This window comes from Lysinibacillus boronitolerans JCM 21713 = 10a = NBRC 103108, from assembly GCF_000772935.1.
GTDB classification, from domain to species: Bacteria; Bacillota; Bacilli; order Bacillales_A; family Planococcaceae; genus Lysinibacillus; species Lysinibacillus boronitolerans.
In genome coordinates, this window is the sequence record NZ_JPVR01000074.1 from 130,730 (window position 1) to 149,468 (window position 18,739).

Here is an 18,739-nt window from a genome sequence, read left to right on the forward strand (position 1 = left end):
AGTATAAGTTGATTGCTATCAAATAGCATCCTATTAATTGTCTGTCACCTTATTTTACAATGCTACATAAATTAAAATGATACGCTAAAAACGAGAAATATGTAAGAAGGGAATGGCTATGGTCAATTTTAAATCTTTCCGAGGTATCATTACTCAAATCAGTGATTTTCCTGTTGGGCAAAACGGAGATAAGAACGGTTGTTATAAAATGATGACCTTAGAAGATGGTGCTGGAGGGGTCGTCAATTTTATTATTTCTCCCTCCACCTATTTTGTTAATCGTGAAATTGTAACAACTGGTGAATGGGTAACAGGATATTATGATGGAGATGCGCCTGTTCCAATGATTTACCCGCCACAATATCGTGCTTTAATTATTGTCAAAGAAAGCAATTATCAAAATGTAAAGGTAGATTTCTTTAATCAACAATTACTGAGTAGTGATGGACAATTACAATTAAACCTTTCTCCTACTACGATTATCTCACTTAAAAATGGGCAGCCTTTTTCCAATAGTCCTGCCAATCGAAACCTCATTGTTGTTTATGGTCCTACCACTAGGAGTATTCCTGCTCAAACCACTCCCTATGAAATCATTGTTTGGTGTTAATTTAATCAAAACAACGGCTTAAGCCTCACTACGTGAATTTAAGCCGTTGTTGACTGTTATTATTTATTCATATCATTTTTCATTTCATGTAATTGTTGTTTAATTTGCTCTAGATTTTCTTTATTTTGCTGAACAGTATCCAAATGTTCACCATATTGTTCTGCATTGAAACGTGCATTTTCAGCATGCTTAATCTGATTAAATGCATGTTCTATTGCTATTTCCTCTGGATGTGACTTTGCATGCTTTAATAGTCGATCCGCCTTTTGCACAGAGTTACTAAACAATGTGCTAGGATGGTCCTGCTTCCAACTTGTATCGGAGTGCTTAGCCAATGTATATATCTCCCTTCATAAAAAAGTTTTCATTGTTCTAGATGTAGTATTAAGAAATGCTTTGAAAATATGTATGGAAGAAAATAACGTGAAGTTGCTAAACACAATATTTCCCAGGCTATATTCAAAGAACTAAGGCTCATGCCTTAGTCCTCCTCTCAATGTAATGAATAGTTGTCAAATATAAATTAGTGCCATGCAGTCCTCTCACTGACTGGTTGCTTGATATCTGTTTTTCCTTGTGTTTCAGCAAAGTTATTGATTTGTGCTGAAGATGAATCAAGCTCAAATTCAGTACCAAACTCCTCACGATGAAGTGTCTGACGCTGTTGATTTGTTTTATTTGCACTTTTCGTATCAATTGATTTGTTACGATTTGTATTCATATTTGACATAACCATCCTTCATCGATTATTTGAAAAGCTTTAAAACCTTGTATATGTTTTATAAACTTTTCATTCTAAAGTTTGTCCAAGGAGGAAAAAAGAATGTGCATTAATTATTTTATTTAGCTAAGTATAAAGTTGAGGCTTTTTCAATTTTTGATTGTTAGTAAGTCGCTTGCAATCTTATTTTCTTTCTGACTATAATACTTGTATACAAGTATACTCCAAATAAAAAAGGTGATAGTATGAGCGAATATAATGATTATTTATATCCACAAAAGTGGCTTTCTAAGGCTTCAACAGGTGATCGCGTAGCATATGAACTTAGAATGCGTATTATTTCAGGTTTAATTGAAAGCGGTACCATTCTTTCAGAAAACAAACTAGCAGCTGATTTTGAAGTAAGTCGTTCACCCATTCGTGAAGCCTTAAGAATTTTAGCTTCTGAAAATATCATTCGATTAGAAAAAATGGGTGCTGTTGTCATCGGTTTATCAGAAAAAGAAATAGAGGAAATTTATGATGTACGTTTGCTAATTGAAACATTCGTATTTGAACGTCTGATTAAAATGGATACAACGAACTTAGCACTGGAGCTTAGCAAAACGTTAGAAATGATGAAAGTTGCCATTAAATACAATGATGCGGATGAATTTTCCTATCAGGATGTTATGTTCCACGAGACTATTATTCGCTCTATTGGGCATTCCTATATCACCATGATTTGGAATAATTTAAAGCCAGTAATGGAAGGCTTGATTTTGCTATCTATGCGTATGCGCTTCAAAGAAAAATATGAGGATTTTACTCGCATTGTGAAAAATCACGAACTATATATTGATGCTATTAGAGCAAAAGACCGAGAGCTCATGATTAAATCCCTTCATGAAAATTTTGATGATGTTCAAGGCAAAGTAGAAGATTTATGGCGGTCACAGCAAATGCTATCTAAAGGGGTTGAGCCACAAAATGACTAACTATATGTTAGGTGTTGATATAGGGACTACTAGCACAAAAGCAGTGTTATTTAGTGAACATGGGAAGGTTATTCAACAAGAAAATATCGGGTATCCATTATATACACCGGATATTTCGACAGCAGAACAAAATCCAGAAGAAATCTTTCAAGCTGTACTGCAAGCCATTTCTAACATTATGAAAGTCCATTCAGATAAATCATTATTATTTGTGTCCTTTAGTAGTGCTATGCATAGTGTAATCGCCATAGACGAAAATGATCTACCGTTAACACCCGTTATTACATGGGCTGATAATCGTAGTGAAGCATGGGCACATAAAATTAAAGATGACTGGAATGGTCATGAAATTTATAAAAGAACAGGTACACCTATTCATCCAATGTCACCACTAAGCAAAATTACTTGGCTTGTGCATGAACATCCTGAAATCGCCCGCAAAACAAAGAAATATATCGGTATTAAAGAATACATCTTTAAAAAGTTTTTTGATCAATATGTCGTCGATTATTCATTAGCTTCGTGTATGGGTATGATGAATCTCCACACATTAGATTGGGACGAAGAAGCTTTAGCTGTTGCAGGTATTACAAAAGCACAATTATCAACACTCGTACCAACAACTCAACTATTTTTGAATTGTAATGACCTTTTAGCTAAACAAATTGGTATTGACCCACACACACCTTTTGTCATTGGTGCAAGTGATGGTGTGCTCTCTAATCTAGGTGTGAACGCCATTCGTGAAGGTGAAATTGCTGTCACTATTGGGACAAGCGGAGCTATTCGCACTATTATTGATAAGCCTAAAACTGATGTGAAAGGTAGAATTTTCTGCTATGCCTTAACAGAGAATCATTGGGTTATTGGTGGACCCGTAAACAATGGCGGTTTGGTGCTTCGCTGGATTCGAGATGAATTTGCGTCATCCGAAATTGAAACAGCCAAGAGACTAGGGATTGATCCATATGAAGTATTGACCAAAATTGCGGAACGTGTAAGACCGGGTGCTGATGGACTGCTATTCCATCCTTATTTATCAGGTGAACGTGCACCTTTATGGAATCCAGATGTGCGCGGTTCATTTTTTGGTTTAACCATGTCTCATAAAAAAGAACATATGATACGAGCGGCACTGGAAGGGGTTATCTACAATTTATATACGGTCTATTTAGCATTATTGGAATGCATGGAAAGCCCCGTCACTCGTATTCAAGCAACAGGTGGTTTTTCACGCTCTGAGATTTGGAGACAAATGATGGCGGATATTTTTGAATCCGAAGTGGTAGTTCCTGAAAGCTATGAAAGCTCCTGTCTTGGCGCTTGTATTTTAGGCTTATATGCTATGGGAAAAATCGATTCCTTTGACGTGGTCGCTGAAATGGTTGGTGACACTTATAAACATACGCCAATTGAAGAGGCGGCCAAAGAATATAGACAGCTGCTCCCAATTTTCATTCGTTTATCTAGAGTATTAGCAGACGACTATGCGTCAATTGCTCAGTATCAAAGGAGCTTAATTAAGCCCGACTAAAGAGGAGGAGAATACATGCCATTAGTTATTGTAGGTATTGGTATTATTGCGCTGTTAATTTTAATAATGGGCTTTAAATTAAATACGTTTATTTCATTAATTATTGTTTCATTCGGTGTGGCATTAGCTCTTGGGATGCCTTTAGATGTCATCGTAAAAACGATTGAAGCAGGGTTAGGCGGAACATTAGGCCACTTGGCATTAATATTTGGCCTTGGTGCGATGCTAGGAAAATTAATTGCCGATTCTGGGGGTGCACAGCGTATTGCCATGACCCTTGTGAATAAATTTGGAGAAAAGAACATTCAATGGGCAGTTGTAGCAGCATCCTTTATTATCGGTATCGCCCTTTTCTTTGAAGTAGGTCTTGTGCTATTAATTCCAATTGTCTTCGCTATTTCAAGACAATTAAAGGTTTCTATTTTATATTTAGGAATTCCAATGACCGCAGCATTATCTGTCACACATGGATTTTTGCCACCACACCCAGGACCAACCGTTATCGCTGGTGAATTTGGGGCAAATATTGGTGAGGTGCTGCTTTATGGCTTTATCATCGCCATTCCAACTGTTATTTTAGCAGGGCCTTTATTTACAAAAGTAGCGAAAAAATTAGTGCCTGAATCATTCAACAAAACTGGAAACATTGCCTCTCTAGGTGAACAAAAAACATTTGAACTAGAGGACACACCAAGTTTTGGAATAAGTGTTTTCACTGCACTATTACCCGTTATTTTAATGTCCATTGCTACTATTATTACACTGTTGCAAAAAACAATTGGCTTTGATGATAATGGCTTCTTAGCAGGTATCCGCTTCATCGGTGAAGCTGGTACATCCATGTTAATTTCCCTATTAGTTGCCGTCTATACAATGGGAATCGCAAGGAAAATCCCTATTAAGCAAGTAATGGAATCATGTACGACAGCAATCTCACATATTGGTATGATGCTCTTAATTATTGGGGGCGGTGGCGCCTTCAAACAAGTTTTAATCGATGGTGGTGTCGGTGATTATGTAGCTGAACTCTTCCATGGAACTACCTTATCGCCAATTTTACTAGCATGGATTATTGCCGCTATCTTACGTATTTCATTAGGGTCAGCTACAGTTGCTGCTTTAACAACAGCTGGGCTAGTCATCCCAATGTTAGGTCAGAGTGATGTGAATCTTGCTTTAGTCGTACTGGCAACAGGTGCAGGAAGCTTAATTGCTTCACATGTCAATGATGCTGGTTTCTGGATGTTTAAGGAGTATTTTGGATTAAGCATGAAGGAAACATTTGCTACATGGACCTTGCTAGAAACAATTGTATCTGTAGCTGGTTTAGGATTTATTTTATTACTAAGTTTATTTGTTTAAAAAAGTTAAAAAGGAGCAAGCACAATGTTAAATACAATTGGCGTTATCGGATTAGGCGTTATGGGAAGCAATATCGCTTTAAACATGGCTAATAAGGGCGAGCATGTAGCTGTTTATAATTACACACGAGATTTAACCGACAAACTTCTACAAAAAGTCGAAGGACAAGCGCTTACTCCCTACTATGAAATAGAAGAGTTTGTACAAGCTTTAGAAAAACCAAGAAAGATCTTTTTGATGGTGACAGCTGGTAATGCCATAGATTCAGTTATTCAATCAGTAGTGCCCTTCCTTGAAAAGGGTGATGTCATTATGGATGGCGGTAATTCTCACTATAAAGATACAGAACGTAGATATGATGAACTTAAAGCTTCAGGAATCGGATATTTAGGAATTGGGATTTCCGGTGGTGAAGTAGGAGCATTGACAGGGCCATCTATCATGCCTGGTGGCGATCAAGAGGTCTATGACAAAGTTGCACCTATACTGACAAAGATTGCAGCACAAGTGAAGGATACACCATGCTGTACGTATATAGGTCCTAAGGGTGCAGGTCACTTCGTCAAAATGGTCCACAATGGAATCGAGTATGCGGATATGCAACTCATTGCGGAAGCCTATACGTTTTTAAGAAAAAATATAGGGTTATCCGTTGATGAAATTGCTACTATTTTTGAAACATGGAATCGAGGCGAATTGAAAAGCTATTTAATTGAAATAACAGCTGAAATTTTAAGGAAAAAAGATGAGGTAACAGGGTTACCATTAATTGATATGATTCTAGATAAAGCTGGTCAAAAAGGGACTGGGAAATGGACAAGCCTACAATCGATAGATAGTGGTATTCCTACATCAATTATTACGGAGGCTTTATTCGCTCGTTATATTTCATCATTAAAAGAAGAACGAATTAGAGCAGAGGCAATACTAACTGGACCAAATTACAATCAGCAAAATCTAGAGAAGGATGTCTGGATTGAATACGTTCGCCAAGCCCTATATATGGGGAAAATCTGTGCTTATGCGCAAGGATTTACACAATATAAAATGACATCTGAGCTTTATAAATGGCATTTACCATTAAAAGATATTGCATTAATTTTCCGTAGTGGTTGTATTATTCGAGCGGAATTTTTAAATGTTATTAGTGAAGCCTATCAAAAGCAACCTTCACTAGATAATTTATTAATTGATCCATACTTTGCAGAAAAGACGAAGGACTATCAAAATGGCTTAAGAAAAATAGTTTGTGAAGGCATCCAAGCAGGAAATGCGTTCCCATGCTTAAGTGCTTCTCTCACATATTACGATAGTTATCGAACAGGTTCATCTAATGCAAATATGTTACAGGCACAACGCGATTATTTCGGTGCACATACGTATGAACGAGTTGATGCAGAAGGTGTTTTCCATACAAATTGGTAAGTAAAAAGCTAAAATATACATCATTCCCTCAATGATTGTATATTTTAGCTTTTTTATTCTAGATAAGCATGTACTCGATTACGTCCTGCTTGTTTTGCCGCATACAGTGCTTTATCCGCATTATTTAAAAGCTGATACAGTGTCTCTTGTGTACCTTCAGCTACACCACAGCTAATGGTAGCTCGAATTGCTCCCTCAGCCGTCATAAGTGGCTGGGATTCTACGCTATTACAAAGCAAATCAGCTAAGGCTTGCCCCTCTATTAATGTATAGCCCTTGAGTGCGAGAACAAATTCCTCACCGCCATATCGGGCAAACAGTTCTCCTTTTTTCAATACACTCTGACAAACCTTGACGACATGAACTAGTAATTGATCGCCGATAGCATGCCCATACGTATCATTGACGGTTTTAAAATGATCGATGTCCATTAAAATGACAGTAAAAGCTGATGATGATTCTCTTGCCTCGCTGTAAGCCTGATTACATTGTTGAAAAAAAGCTCGACGATTATAAATTTGTGTAAGCTCATCATAAAAGGCCAGTTGCTCTAACTGTCTTTGTAGCTCCTTTAACTCTGTTATATCAGTAAAAATAAGTAATAGCCCCTTACCATGATTAACATGTTGCAGCTCTGTAACGCGCACTTGATAAGTATGATGCGAAAGCACAATCTCGATGTCTTGTGTATTCATCGCTGCTTCTAATGTAAATGGCATCGTTTGCCCAGTTACTTCAAGCCATGCTTTCCTAATATCCCTACCAATCATGGATCTGGTTAGCTGAGGAAGCACCTTGCTGCAGGCTTGGTTAAATTCTATTAATCGGGCAGATTCATCTAACACAATAACCCCATCCTTGATACTATGAAATATTGCATCCTTGGCAACAGGCATCACCCTAAATAACCGTGAGGAATTAATAGACCATAAATACAAAAATGACGAAGCCCATAATACCATGGGAACAGGATCAACCCCTTGAGGTGTTAAGCCCAATAAATAGATGAATGCCGTTATCATTGGAATAAGTTGACCACACATTAAGGCAATCAATTGTTGCCGATAGGCCTTAGTAGTCTCTTTCCAATGGATTAATACTAATAAAAAAGATACGAACATACAGCCAAACGTAAATATGCCATGAATGATATACCATATGCCAATTTCCTGATGCACATAGGGTGCCCCTAATACAGGATCTATTTCAAATACTCTATAATGAAAATGGTGTATATCATTTGTAGCAACCATGATTAAGCTAATAAAAGGAATGGCAAGAAGAGCCATTATCTTTTTCCTTGTGAGATGAAAGCCCAAGTATTGCATGATAAACAATAATCCGAGAGGCGTTGAAAAAGCCATACCTACATAAAGGATGGCTGTCCAAACCTTGATAGCGCTCAATGTTGTAGCAATTAAACCAAAAGCAGCGGCAAAACAATATACCGCAATTAGTCCGGTATAACTAATAAACAATTGAGCAATTTTTGTATAATTGTAGCGTTTTAGAAATACGTATAAACATAAATACAAATTTAGTACACCTGATGTACAGCTAAGAGTAATGAAAGCAGTCAATTGTGAATTCATGTCTATGTACCTCTTTAAATTTTTAATTTTAATGTAGCATACATATAAAATTTTGTGGATTTATTTATTGATTAAATTGCATCAAAAAGTGAATTTAAAGGAGTAACGAATATGATCAATAAGGATAACTCAGAAATCATTTTCTTTTCCGATCCAGCAGAAAATCGAACCCACCCCTTTTATAACAAACAAATTGTATTTACAGGCGCCCTTTCTACCATGACACGATCCGAAGCCGCCAAACAAGTAAAAGCCTATGGAGGGTATTTACAGGGAGCTGTTACACAGCAAACGGATTTCGTCGTTCTTGGTGATAAACGTCGCGGTATAAGCGCCAAGCAGTATAAAGCTGAGCAGCTAATTAACCAGGGACAAGATATTCAAATATTAATAGAAGATGATTTTTTATGGCTTATTTCAATACCAAAGGAAATGGACAAGTAAAAAGAGTATGTAAGGTTGTCCTTCTTACATACTCTTTTAAAACAATATTCATGTGTTTAACACATGAACTATTTATTGACCTTAGGTGCTGGATAATCAAAGCCCTTTGTATCCACCTCTACCTTTTTCATTTGCTGATCTTCTAGTGGTTTATTTGTAGCATCTCGCTCTGCTCCAACAATGGCATCAACTGTTTCCATTCCCTCGATTACCTTGCCAAAAGCAGCATATTCCCCATCAAGATGTGATGCTTCCTTTACCATAATGAAAAATTGTGAGCCTGCTGAGTTTGGATCATCTGAACGAGCCATCGAAATAACACCACGTTCATGCTTCATATTATTTTCAAATCCATTTGAAGAAAACTCACCATCAATTGAATAATCAGGCCCTCCAGTACCGTTCCCCTTAGGATCTCCACCCTGAATCATAAAATCAGGAATAACACGGTGGAAAATAAGACCATCGTAAAATCCATCTTTCGCCAAAGCAATAAAGTTGGCTACTGTATTCGGTGCTACAGTAGGCTCCAATTCAATAACTATTTTTTCATCATTGCTCATCGTAATCGTCACAATTGGATTTTCCTTCACTTTTGACGCGTAATCCACTGCTTCTTGCGTTTCCTTAGTCGTGTTACTCTCTGTTTTCTCACTATCCTTTGCTGTACCACAGCCTGTCAAAACAACCATAATGGCTAGCAGTGATAGCATAAAATACATACCTTTGTTACGTGCAAACATATCCTTTTCAGCTCCTCTTGTTATGCATTTCATTATAAAACTATCCAATCTTTAGGACAAATCCAAGAGAGACAATGACAGGATATTCATGTCATCGTCTCTACTTTTTATTTCTATTATATTAAGTCGTATGCTGCAAAATCAAAATATTCCCTGACCGACTATACATTGGAATTTAGTTGTTTTATTAATTCACAGGATCTCAATAAATCATAACCGCCTTGTCTAGAACAGATTGATTTTGTACTTGATTCCCTAAAATATATAGTTTTTTTAAGTTAGGCAAATTCACTAAGGGTTCCACATTCGAAATGGCATTATTTTCTAAATGGAGCACCTCTATTTGTTGCCAATTTCCCAAGAAATTTAACGATTGTAGTGAGCTATCTTGTAAAGTGAATGAACGTAAATTTGTAAAGCCAGCAAAGTAAGGCATGATCTTATCTACTTCTTGCACCCATTCCCCATTACCAATTTGAATGGAAATATCATTTAAAGTTAAATGCTCCAGCACGTTGTTCGTAAATGGCTTGCTATTCACCTGAAAATTACATTCATTACAGTTTAACATTTTTACATGCTGCAAATTGAATAAGTCATTGGTTTCATAAAAGAGGGTCTCATTTAAATTGATTGTTTGCAAATGAGGTAGGTCATTTAATGAACGAATACCTGTAAGAATTCCATACTCCATGACTGTAAGCTGTTCTAGCTGTGGGTATTTCAGTAGTTCTGCACCATTCAATTGCGAATCCGATCCACTTATAGAAACCGTCAAATCTCTTAAAGCCGGTGCCTCTAGCTTTGGTAAAAATGAGCTCTTCAGCTCTGCTTTTTTCAAATGGGGCGCTACAATCGATGAAATATCACCATGATAACCAGTTAACGATAACTCCGTCAATGATGTTAGACTGTTTACCATATCCAACAACTCCACTTGACCAGGAGAAGCTAAACGTAGCTTTGTTAAAGATGACATATTTCTAAGTCTATCTAAATTGATTATATTCATGTTTTCAAGATCTAAAGATTGTAGTTTAGGCATGTTTTGTATAAAATCAAGCGTTTTTAAATTTCTTACTGAAGTAAGTTTTAATTCTTGTAATTGAGTCAATGCGTATAGTGGGCTAAAATCTGTAGCTTCACTAATGTCTATTGCTAACGACTCTAAATCAGTGAATGTAGACAGCCACTTTAAATCATTGATCGATTTTAAGGACAGTGATTTCAGCGATAATTTATTTAGAATCTGGAAATCTGTCACCTCTTCAGCCACATAAGATAGTTCAAGCGATTGAAGATTGGGGAACTCTAATAATAAAGCAAGTTCATCATTACTTCTAATTTGGATAGAGAGCTCTTTAACATTTGACTTATCACTAAAATATCCTGCGATTTTACTAAATGATTCATTAAAGCTACCTGTATAACTTTTTAAGTTTTCAAGATGGTGAAAGCTTACTTTTTCACTTTGTGATATTTCATAATCATTCATGAGCTTTAAAACCGTTAATCCAGTAAAGGCCTCAAAGTCCTTTTGTTCAATTTCTTGCGTATTTAATAACTTATCCATAATGATATAAGTTGAAATTTTAGCTTCCTTATTTGTAAAAGGATCTTCTAAGCTATAATCAAAATACCATTGATTGTCAGAATAGTAGGCAGCCAAATATCGAATACTTGCAATCTCTTCTTTTGTTGGCATCGCCCCACCTTTATCAAAAATATCTTTTAAAAAGAACAGAAGAACTTCACTTTCAGGCATTATCCGAACAGATAGCTCTTCACGGTTTCCATCCTCTGTTTGATTACTACTTAAAAGGAAATACCCAAGGAATACACACATCATGACAATGGGTATCAGAAGGAGCAGCTTTAAATTTGTTTTTGAACGGGATATTGTATTAGGAGAAGCTGTTCCATAATAATTATTAATCGTTTGATCTACATAATAAACTTTATTCTCTTTCAACATGATTTCAGTATCACAAAAAGGACATTTGAATGTTTGCTCTTCTTTATATTCAATTTTCCCATTACAATTTGGACAATTTAATTTAATAAATTCCACTGGCAGCCCCCCAGCACTATTTTCCATTAAGCTTAGTTGTCTAAAAAATAAATGTCAATATTTACGAAGTATAGGTAAGCAATCTAAAACTATATTTGAAGTGCCTAGCCAGATAAATACTTAACTAAATTTACAATAACTCTATACTCGGGTTATTAAAGTTTGCCCATGCTATATCACTGTTAATGTATCTAACCATTCTATAGGCTACTGGCTTAAAACCGCACTTAGGCCAAAAAGTCGATGCAGCAAGATTCGTTATTCTCCAATCTGTAATGATATTCTCATAGCCCGCCTCTTTCATCCTTCTACAGCCTTCATTCATCAGCTCTTTTCCCACACCTCTTCCCATTTGAGAAGAGTAAGTACCTGCAATCGTTAGCTCTATTGCATGCTCAGGTGTCATCAAATCTGAATGTATAGGGTAATATTTTTGAAATCCTAATTCTTGCCCATCCTTTATTGCAACGAGACATGTATCATCATTATCCTCTACTATACTTTTATATGAGGCTTTTATGCTCATGACAACTTCAGGGAATACGGGCTCAAATGTAGGTGCGGCATTTTGATACGATTGAATGATCCTAGACATTTTCCCCATCATTTCACTATCCATTTTATTAGCAACCCTAATCTCTGCATTACATACATTTTCAAATGGTTTGTAATCCCCTATGTTCATTACGCCATGTACTTGCTGTATAGAAAAGCTTAATCGTAGGTAGGCATCATAATAAGCCTGATTTCCAAGTGGGATTATCGTGTAATGCATAAAGCACCCCTGCTCTAGCCACGCCACTGAAACCTCTGTATAGAGATTCCTTATAAGCTCAGAGGATTGATCCTTTCTGATTGCCATTCCCTCATAGGGTACCCATATATGTCTGCCTCTTACCGTGTCAATCTTAACGACTCCGATTATATACCCTACTAGGTCATCTTTAATAAATGCCCCCACCCCATTGACATTATTATGAACAAATAAATTTTCAAGCATATTCGTTATATGTTCAGTATTAAGATAGTTGTTGTTTAAAAATGGATATACCTCCCCTTCGAAGCTCTGTCTATTAATGAGTAACTTAGCCATTGCGGGTATATCATTCATACTGATTGTTTTATACTCACATTTTCCCATTTCAACTCTCCCCCTAAATTTTCACTTTATATTACCTATTCTATCATTATGGATAAGACAGGATTTTGTTGGAAATTTCCATCCTTAAGCTAAGCCAATTAACTATGTAGAAATAAAGTAAATATGATATCTTTTTGCAAGATAGTATTTTGGAAAGAGAGGGTATTTATCAATGAATCAAAATAATTTCTGGCTTGATTTACCAAGGCCGTTTTTCATTTTAGCTCCTATGGAGGATGTGACAGATGTTGTATTTCGTCATGTCATTCAGGAGGCAGGGCGACCCGATGTATTTTTTACTGAATTCACCAACACGACGAGCTATTGTCATCCAGATGGCTTAGATAATGTACGTAGCCGCTTAGCTTTCACAGAAGATGAGCAGCCCATTGTTGCACATATTTGGGGGGACAACCCTGAACATTTTCGTCAAATGAGTATTGGTATGAAGGAATTAGGCTTTAAGGGAATTGATATTAATATGGGCTGCCCAGTTGATAATGTAGCAGAAAGAGGTAAAGGCGCTGGCTTAATTCTCCATCCTGAACTAGCCGCAGATATTATTCAAGCAGCCAAAGCAGGAGGCTTACCAGTTAGTGTCAAAACAAGACTCGGCTTTACGGATATAGCAGAATGGCGTGAGTGGCTTACCCATATTTTAAAACAGGATATCGCCAATCTTTCTATTCATCTCCGTACACGGGAAGAAATGAGTAAGGTTGCTGCACATTGGGAATTAATTGCAGATATCAAAAAACTACGTGATGAAATTGCTCCCCAAACATTACTGACAATCAACGGTGATATTCCTGATCGTTTAACAGGTCTACAACTAGTTGAACAATATGGTATTGATGGTGTAATGATTGGACGCGGCGTGTTTTCAAATCCATTTGCCTTTGAAAAGGATCCTATAGAGCATAGCGCCAAAGAATATCTTAACTTGCTATACCTACACCTGGATCTGCATGACCACTATTCCAAGGAATTCGAAACACGTTCATTTAAAGCATTACAACGTTTCTTTAAAATATATGTACGTGGCTTCAAAGGAGCTAGTCAATTGAGAGTTCAATTACTGAACGCAAATTCTACAGATGAAGTCCGTGAATTATTAACTACGTATATTGCCGACAAACTAACGGAGTAAACCATTAATATAAGTTGCGACATAAAAGAGGAGACTGGCTATCGCCAATCTCCCTTTTACTTGAAATCATTTATTGGGCCTTTACCCATTAGAACTTCTACCGTATTAGAAGATCCCATGTTAAAAGAAATGCCGTTAACGAAATATATCAATAGAAAATTCGGGTACTATTTACAAAATCCTTCTGAAGGGGAATCTTTGGAAACAAATACTGACAGCATATAAGGAAAACCAATCTAATTTCTCATAAAAACATTTTATGCTATGATATTTAAATTGTGTCTACTAAGTAACACAGTTACATTCATCTAAGAAAGAGGTATTTATGCATCATACACAGTTATCCAAGCGACATTGGTTACTTATCTTAACACTTGCATTATTAACATTTGTTCTTGGGACAAGCGAATTTGTTATTGTCGGGATCTTAACTGATATTTCTTCAAGCCTTCATATGACTAATGCAAAAGCAGGTACACTTGTTTCTGCGTTCGCTCTTACATTTGCCATCGCCACACCACTCGTGATGTCAGCAACAAGCCATTTTCCAAAGCGTAAATGGATGCTGTTTTTGATAGGTTTCTTCATTGCATTAAATGCTCTGTGCGTAATTTCAACGAGCTATATTATGCTCCTTGTCCTTCGGGTTATGACAGCGATTGTGACAGGCGTATTGATCTCTCTAGCCATGATTGTTGCGAGCGAAACCATGCCGACTAACAAACGCGGTCTTGCGATATCATTCGTTTTCGGTGGTTTTACACTGGCAAATGTAGTTGGCGTTCCCATTGGAATAGTTATCGCCGAATGGTACGGCTGGAATGCCACATTCATGTTAACCACTCTTCTCGGAGGGTTGGCGTTTGCGGCATCTTTTTTTGTCTTACCTACTCGGCTCAGCCAAGTACGAAGCTCCATACGCGATCAATTTTCTTTACTAATCCAGCCACGAATTTTAATTGCCTTTTTCATTCCTGCTCTCGGGTTTGGTGCAACCTATGCAGTCTTTACGTACCTTGTTCCTATTTTAAAGGGGATGGGTGCACCAAATAGTTCTATAAGTCTAATCTTATTCGGTTACGGGTTTCTTTCGATTTTCAGCAACATTCTTGCCAATAAAATCGCCAGTCACAATGCCATTGGTCGACTTCGGTTTGTTTTTCTCGTCCAAGCAATTGTACTGACAACTTTATTTTGGACGACAAATCATTTTATTTTAGGACTAGCAAACATTGGATTAATGTCACTAATGGCCATCCTCTTAACAACATCTACTCAGCTTTATTTAATAGATTTGGCCGAAATTTATAAACCAGAAGCTAAAGGACTCGCAGCTTCTCTTATGCCAGTGGCAAGTAACGTAGGCATCGCTTTTGGGTCTGCATTAGGCGGAATTGTGTATCATCAAGGAAATTTGATGAATGTCACATGGGTCGGTGGTATAGTTGCCATCTGTGCAAGTCTGCTAACTTTCTTTAGTTATCATCTAGACCATAAACAAAAGAAAATGGCATAAAACAATAGGTACTTTAGTAAAAATATAAATTAAACAGACCCATGCGCATAATGCGAATGGGCCTGTTTTTACTTTTGATACTTATCTTCATAATAAGGAAGGCTATTTCAAAGAATTATCCTGAAATAAGATGTTTTTCTTTCATTGGTCCTACTTTATTTAAAATGATTGCACCAACCATTTGAATAATCGTCTTCACAATAATTTGCCCTATAATGGCGGCAGGTACCGCTTCCCATGGCAATATATTGGCACCAAGTGGACTTAGGCCGATTACGACAAAAATTGCAGAATCTAGAAATCCTCCAACAATGCCACTGTAGAACACACGCCAAGCCATTGGTAATTTTAATCGAGTATAGATTTCTGTATCAGCTGTTTCAGCGACAACAAATGATAGTGCTGAGGCTACCACAATCAAAAGTGTATCACCCAGTAGGAATGACACCACAGCTGATAAAATTAAAGCTGTAATAATAAATAAATACGTCTTTTTTCTACCATATTTATTTTGTACTAGATCCCGAAAAATAAAGGTTGCTCCAATTAAAAGCGTTCCCATTGGGACAATAAACATGCCAAAATGTAATGGTGCAAATGCTGCCGTTACTACATTAGCGATGACAATAGATAATAAATAAAATAAAATTCTCATACTTTTACTCCTCAAGTAAATTTAAAGACATTTTTGCAGCGGCTCACTATACACCTCTTTTATTTCCCCAAACGAAGGCATGTAACTGTGGCAGTACTTTAACATCTCTTAAATCCTCATCCTTCATTACTCTATCAATCAGCGCATGATATTTATCTAATAAATGCATCATTAATTGTGAATTATCAGTTGTCGCGAGATCATCATTACCAACTTGAAGATAAAAAGGAATCATGGGATATCGATGGTGAATTTGTTTAGCATAATCGTAATCCTCTTGATTAAAAACGACTATTTTGAGGGATACATGGTGATTGTTGTTTCGATCTTTAAGTTTTTCGAAGATATAAGAGAGCACCGAGTAGTCTGTGGTCATCCCAGAACTAGGTGGCTTTGGTGAAATCGTCAGTTCATCAATCTCATACATCCATTTTTGCCACCTACTCCCCTGTGTTTCTACCCCGATTTTTATGCCATTTTCTTTTAATATGGCAATGAGCTCTGCTAAATTCGGATTGAGTGCAGGATTGCCGCCTGAAATCGTAACAAATGAAAAACCATTGCCTCCCAGCTGCTTGAGCTCAGCCCAAATCTCTTCCGCTGTCATTTGGACAATAAGATGCTTTCCACTGCCATCCCACGTAAACGCTGAATCACACCAAGAACAGGAGTAATCACAGCCTGCGGTTCTCACAAACATTGTCTTCTGGCCAACGACCATTCCCTCACCTTGAATTGTTGGTCCAAAGATTTCAATTACAGGTATTTTACTCAACTTCCATCCACTCCCGTCTCGCTTCTGCATAGCTTGTCGGAGTTTCATAAAGTTTAATAAACTCTACACGCGCACCGTTATATCCTTCATCAAGCAAGGCCTCAGTTAACTTTTCGTATATCCACACAACAATGTTCTCTGCTGTCGTATTCATGGGCGGAAGTGTTTCATTTAAATAACGGTGATCTAAATGAATCTCTATTTTTCGTTTCCATATTTCTTTTATATCGCCAAAATCAATTATCAAACCACGTTCATCTGTGTAGCCACTCAGCCCTAATATAACTCGATAGGTATGACCGTGCAGATTTTTACATTTCCCCTCATAATGGTGCAGATGATGAGCAGCATCGAAGGTAAATTCTTTGCTGATGAGGACACGCTTTGCATGGTATTTCAATTGATTTCTTTGAATATCCACATCCATTTTCTGAAGTCTCTCAACGATTTTAAAATCTGACATGTCTTAAGACTCCTTCCTATAACTTAAATACTCATCAAGCCCTTTATTTCGCAATTTACATGCTGGGCATTCACCACAGCCATCTGCTATGACACCGTTATAGCAAGTCAACGTTCTTTCTCGTACAAACTCAAGTGCCCCAAGCTGATCAGCTAATTCCCATGTCTGTGCCTTATTCAGCCACATCAACGGAGTATCAATCACAAAGGAATCATCCATCGATAAATTTAATGTTACATTCAAGGATTTAATAAAGACATCACGGCAATCCGGATAGCCACTAAAATCAGTTTCACAAACACCTGTTACAATATGCTTCGCTCCTACTTGGCTCGCTAAAACGCCCGCAAATGAAAGAAAAAGGAGATTGCGACCAGGCACAAAAGTCGATGGGAGCTCACCATTTTCTCCGTCCTTCACCTTTATGTCTTGTCGTGTCAATGCATTTGGAGCAAGTTGATTCAGGAGAGACATATCAAGTATGTGATGCTTGATACCAAGCTCCTCTGTTATCGCCTTCGCACAGTCAATTTCAAGACGGTGCCTTTGACCATAATCGAAAGTTACTGCCTCAATCTCTTCAAAGCGTTCTTTTGCCCAGAACAAACAAGTTGTGCTGTCCTGACCTCCACTAAATACTACAATTGCTTTTTCCTTTTTCATCTATAAAGACTCCCTTATATCGAAAAAACAGCACTCTAAGAAAAAGTGCTGCTTTCTTCTTAGTTTTTTTAAGAGGGTAGCTAAAAACCTCTTTCTTGCTTCATTTATCGATTATCAATTTTTTCTGGATTAAGATCGTGGTTCATTAAACGATAATTGGCGATTTCTTCGTATTTCGTTCCTGGCTTCCCATAGTTACACCATGGATCAATCGAGATACCCCCACGTGGAGTAAATTTTCCCCACACCTCTATATATCTTGGATCAAGTAGTGTAATTAAATCATTCATAATGATATTTACGCAATCTTCATGGAAATCGCCATGATTTCTAAAACTGAATAAATACAACTTTAGTGATTTACTTTCAACAATTTTTTTATCTGGAATATACGAAATGTACATCGTAGCAAAATCCGGCTGATTTGTAAGCGGACATAAACTAGTAAACTCTGGGCAATTAAACTTAACAAAATAATCTCGATTAGCATGAAGATTATCCACTGCCTCTAATACCTCAGGTGCATAATCATAGGAATACTTTGTACCTTGATTACCTAATAGGGTCAAATCCTTTAATCCTTCTTCATGACTTCTGCCAGACATAAAAAAAACCTCCTTGTAAAATGTTTCCCAACACTTTTCAAGAGAGGCATCACCAATTCAGTCTATTAAAACATAAGTAAAAACATAAAAAAAAGCCACGTCCGATATGGACATGGCATATTTGTCATGTTTCCATAGTTTTTTATAGAGGGTATCAGCTATGAACCTCTCCCGTTTTAGTCCGGGCATTCTTTTCTTCCATATCGTACAAAAAATAATACAGAACGTCAAATAGATTTTTTACAAAACTCTTAAATGATAAAAAGGATGATTACTGTAAGTCATTTATCAT

General features: G+C 37.0%; 19 protein-coding genes and 1 riboswitch. Of the genes, 8 read left to right on the top strand and 11 right to left on the bottom strand.

Annotation, left to right across the window (positions count from 1 at the left end; translation table 11 throughout):
• Nucleotides 1-118 precede the first annotated feature (118 nt).
• Nucleotides 119-610 (top strand): hypothetical protein, encoded by a 492-nt coding sequence (locus CD31_RS11980; protein ID WP_036077881.1) that lies wholly within the window; start codon nucleotides 119-121, stop codon nucleotides 608-610.
• Nucleotides 611-669: 59 nt separating this feature from the next.
• On the opposite strand, the gene CD31_RS11985 is transcribed toward CD31_RS11980, so the two are convergent.
• Together CD31_RS11985 and CD31_RS11990 are read right to left on the bottom strand one after the other, a co-directional pair.
• Complete coding sequence (locus tag CD31_RS11985; protein WP_016992268.1) at nucleotides 670-945, bottom strand: hypothetical protein; 276 nt, start codon at nucleotides 943-945, stop codon at nucleotides 670-672.
• A 188-nt stretch (nucleotides 946-1,133) separates the two neighbouring features.
• The gene (locus CD31_RS11990; RefSeq protein WP_036077883.1) at nucleotides 1,134-1,340 is read right to left on the bottom strand and encodes a hypothetical protein; all 207 of its coding nucleotides are present in this window, start codon (nucleotides 1,338-1,340) and stop codon (nucleotides 1,134-1,136) included.
• Between the two features lie 236 nt (nucleotides 1,341-1,576).
• Between CD31_RS11990 and CD31_RS11995 the strand changes: the two genes are divergently transcribed.
• From CD31_RS11995 to gnd, 4 genes are read left to right on the top strand one after another with little or no spacing between them, the layout of a single operon-like run.
• Nucleotides 1,577-2,308 carry a GntR family transcriptional regulator gene (locus CD31_RS11995; RefSeq protein WP_036077885.1) on the top strand — a complete coding sequence of 244 codons (732 nt, stop codon included), beginning with the start codon at nucleotides 1,577-1,579 and terminating at the stop codon, nucleotides 2,306-2,308.
• Complete coding sequence (gene gntK, locus CD31_RS12000; protein WP_036077886.1) at nucleotides 2,301-3,842, top strand: gluconokinase; 1,542 nt, start codon at nucleotides 2,301-2,303, stop codon at nucleotides 3,840-3,842. The genes CD31_RS11995 and gntK overlap by 8 nt, the downstream gene beginning before the upstream one ends.
• Nucleotides 3,843-3,857: 15 nt before the next feature.
• Nucleotides 3,858-5,204 carry a GntP family permease gene (locus CD31_RS12005; RefSeq protein WP_036077888.1) on the top strand — a complete coding sequence of 449 codons (1,347 nt, stop codon included), beginning with the start codon at nucleotides 3,858-3,860 and terminating at the stop codon, nucleotides 5,202-5,204.
• A 24-nt stretch (nucleotides 5,205-5,228) separates the two neighbouring features.
• Nucleotides 5,229-6,629 carry a decarboxylating NADP(+)-dependent phosphogluconate dehydrogenase gene (gene gnd, locus CD31_RS12010; protein WP_036077890.1) on the top strand — a complete coding sequence of 467 codons (1,401 nt, stop codon included), beginning with the start codon at nucleotides 5,229-5,231 and terminating at the stop codon, nucleotides 6,627-6,629.
• Between the two features lie 53 nt (nucleotides 6,630-6,682).
• On the opposite strand, the gene CD31_RS12015 is transcribed toward gnd, so the two are convergent.
• On the bottom strand, nucleotides 6,683-8,221 hold the full coding sequence (locus tag CD31_RS12015; RefSeq protein ID WP_036077894.1) for a histidine kinase N-terminal 7TM domain-containing diguanylate cyclase: 1,539 nt from the start codon (nucleotides 8,219-8,221) through the stop codon (nucleotides 6,683-6,685).
• 111 nt (nucleotides 8,222-8,332) lie between these two features.
• On the opposite strand from CD31_RS12015, the gene CD31_RS12020 reads away from it, so the two are divergent.
• The gene (locus CD31_RS12020; protein ID WP_036077896.1) at nucleotides 8,333-8,665 is read left to right on the top strand and encodes a BRCT domain-containing protein; all 333 of its coding nucleotides are present in this window, start codon (nucleotides 8,333-8,335) and stop codon (nucleotides 8,663-8,665) included.
• Between the two features lie 68 nt (nucleotides 8,666-8,733).
• On the opposite strand, the gene CD31_RS12025 is transcribed toward CD31_RS12020, so the two are convergent.
• The 3 genes from CD31_RS12025 to CD31_RS12035 form a co-directional block, all read right to left on the bottom strand.
• The gene (locus CD31_RS12025) at nucleotides 8,734-9,408 is read right to left on the bottom strand and encodes a peptidylprolyl isomerase (protein WP_016992275.1); all 675 of its coding nucleotides are present in this window, start codon (nucleotides 9,406-9,408) and stop codon (nucleotides 8,734-8,736) included.
• Nucleotides 9,409-9,610: 202 nt separating this feature from the next.
• On the bottom strand, nucleotides 9,611-11,479 hold the full coding sequence (locus tag CD31_RS12030) for a leucine-rich repeat domain-containing protein (RefSeq protein ID WP_036077897.1): 1,869 nt from the start codon (nucleotides 11,477-11,479) through the stop codon (nucleotides 9,611-9,613).
• Between the two features lie 130 nt (nucleotides 11,480-11,609).
• The gene (locus CD31_RS12035; protein ID WP_036077899.1) at nucleotides 11,610-12,620 is read right to left on the bottom strand and encodes a GNAT family N-acetyltransferase; all 1,011 of its coding nucleotides are present in this window, start codon (nucleotides 12,618-12,620) and stop codon (nucleotides 11,610-11,612) included.
• Nucleotides 12,621-12,792: 172 nt separating this feature from the next.
• Here CD31_RS12035 and CD31_RS12040 point away from each other — a divergent pair, with 172 nt between their 5' ends.
• Both CD31_RS12040 and CD31_RS12045 read left to right on the top strand, forming a co-directional pair.
• The gene (locus CD31_RS12040) at nucleotides 12,793-13,770 is read left to right on the top strand and encodes a tRNA dihydrouridine synthase (RefSeq protein WP_036077900.1); all 978 of its coding nucleotides are present in this window, start codon (nucleotides 12,793-12,795) and stop codon (nucleotides 13,768-13,770) included.
• 325 nt (nucleotides 13,771-14,095) lie between these two features.
• Nucleotides 14,096-15,286 carry an MFS transporter gene (locus CD31_RS12045; RefSeq protein WP_016992280.1) on the top strand — a complete coding sequence of 397 codons (1,191 nt, stop codon included), beginning with the start codon at nucleotides 14,096-14,098 and terminating at the stop codon, nucleotides 15,284-15,286.
• A gap of 115 nt (nucleotides 15,287-15,401) precedes the next feature.
• On the opposite strand, the gene CD31_RS12050 is transcribed toward CD31_RS12045, so the two are convergent.
• The 5 genes from CD31_RS12050 to queF all read right to left on the bottom strand — a co-directional run bounded on the left by CD31_RS12050 (nucleotide 15,402) and on the right by queF (nucleotide 18,447).
• Nucleotides 15,402-15,941, bottom strand: a complete 540-nt coding sequence (locus tag CD31_RS12050; RefSeq protein WP_016992281.1) for a VUT family protein — start codon at nucleotides 15,939-15,941, stop codon at nucleotides 15,402-15,404.
• A gap of 46 nt (nucleotides 15,942-15,987) precedes the next feature.
• A complete protein-coding gene (gene queE / locus CD31_RS12055) occupies nucleotides 15,988-16,716 on the bottom strand; it encodes a 7-carboxy-7-deazaguanine synthase QueE (protein WP_036077901.1) in 729 nt (242 codons plus the stop codon).
• Nucleotides 16,709-17,179 carry a 6-carboxytetrahydropterin synthase QueD gene (gene queD / locus CD31_RS12060; RefSeq protein WP_036077902.1) on the bottom strand — a complete coding sequence of 157 codons (471 nt, stop codon included), beginning with the start codon at nucleotides 17,177-17,179 and terminating at the stop codon, nucleotides 16,709-16,711. The genes queE and queD overlap by 8 nt, the downstream gene beginning before the upstream one ends.
• A gap of 3 nt (nucleotides 17,180-17,182) precedes the next feature.
• A complete protein-coding gene (queC, locus tag CD31_RS12065) occupies nucleotides 17,183-17,842 on the bottom strand; it encodes a 7-cyano-7-deazaguanine synthase QueC (protein ID WP_036077903.1) in 660 nt (219 codons plus the stop codon).
• A gap of 104 nt (nucleotides 17,843-17,946) precedes the next feature.
• The gene (gene queF / locus CD31_RS12070) at nucleotides 17,947-18,447 is read right to left on the bottom strand and encodes a preQ(1) synthase (protein ID WP_036077904.1); all 501 of its coding nucleotides are present in this window, start codon (nucleotides 18,445-18,447) and stop codon (nucleotides 17,947-17,949) included.
• A 128-nt stretch (nucleotides 18,448-18,575) separates the two neighbouring features.
• Nucleotides 18,576-18,622: riboswitch (PreQ1 riboswitch) on the bottom strand.
• Between the last annotated feature and the right edge of the window lie 117 nt (nucleotides 18,623-18,739).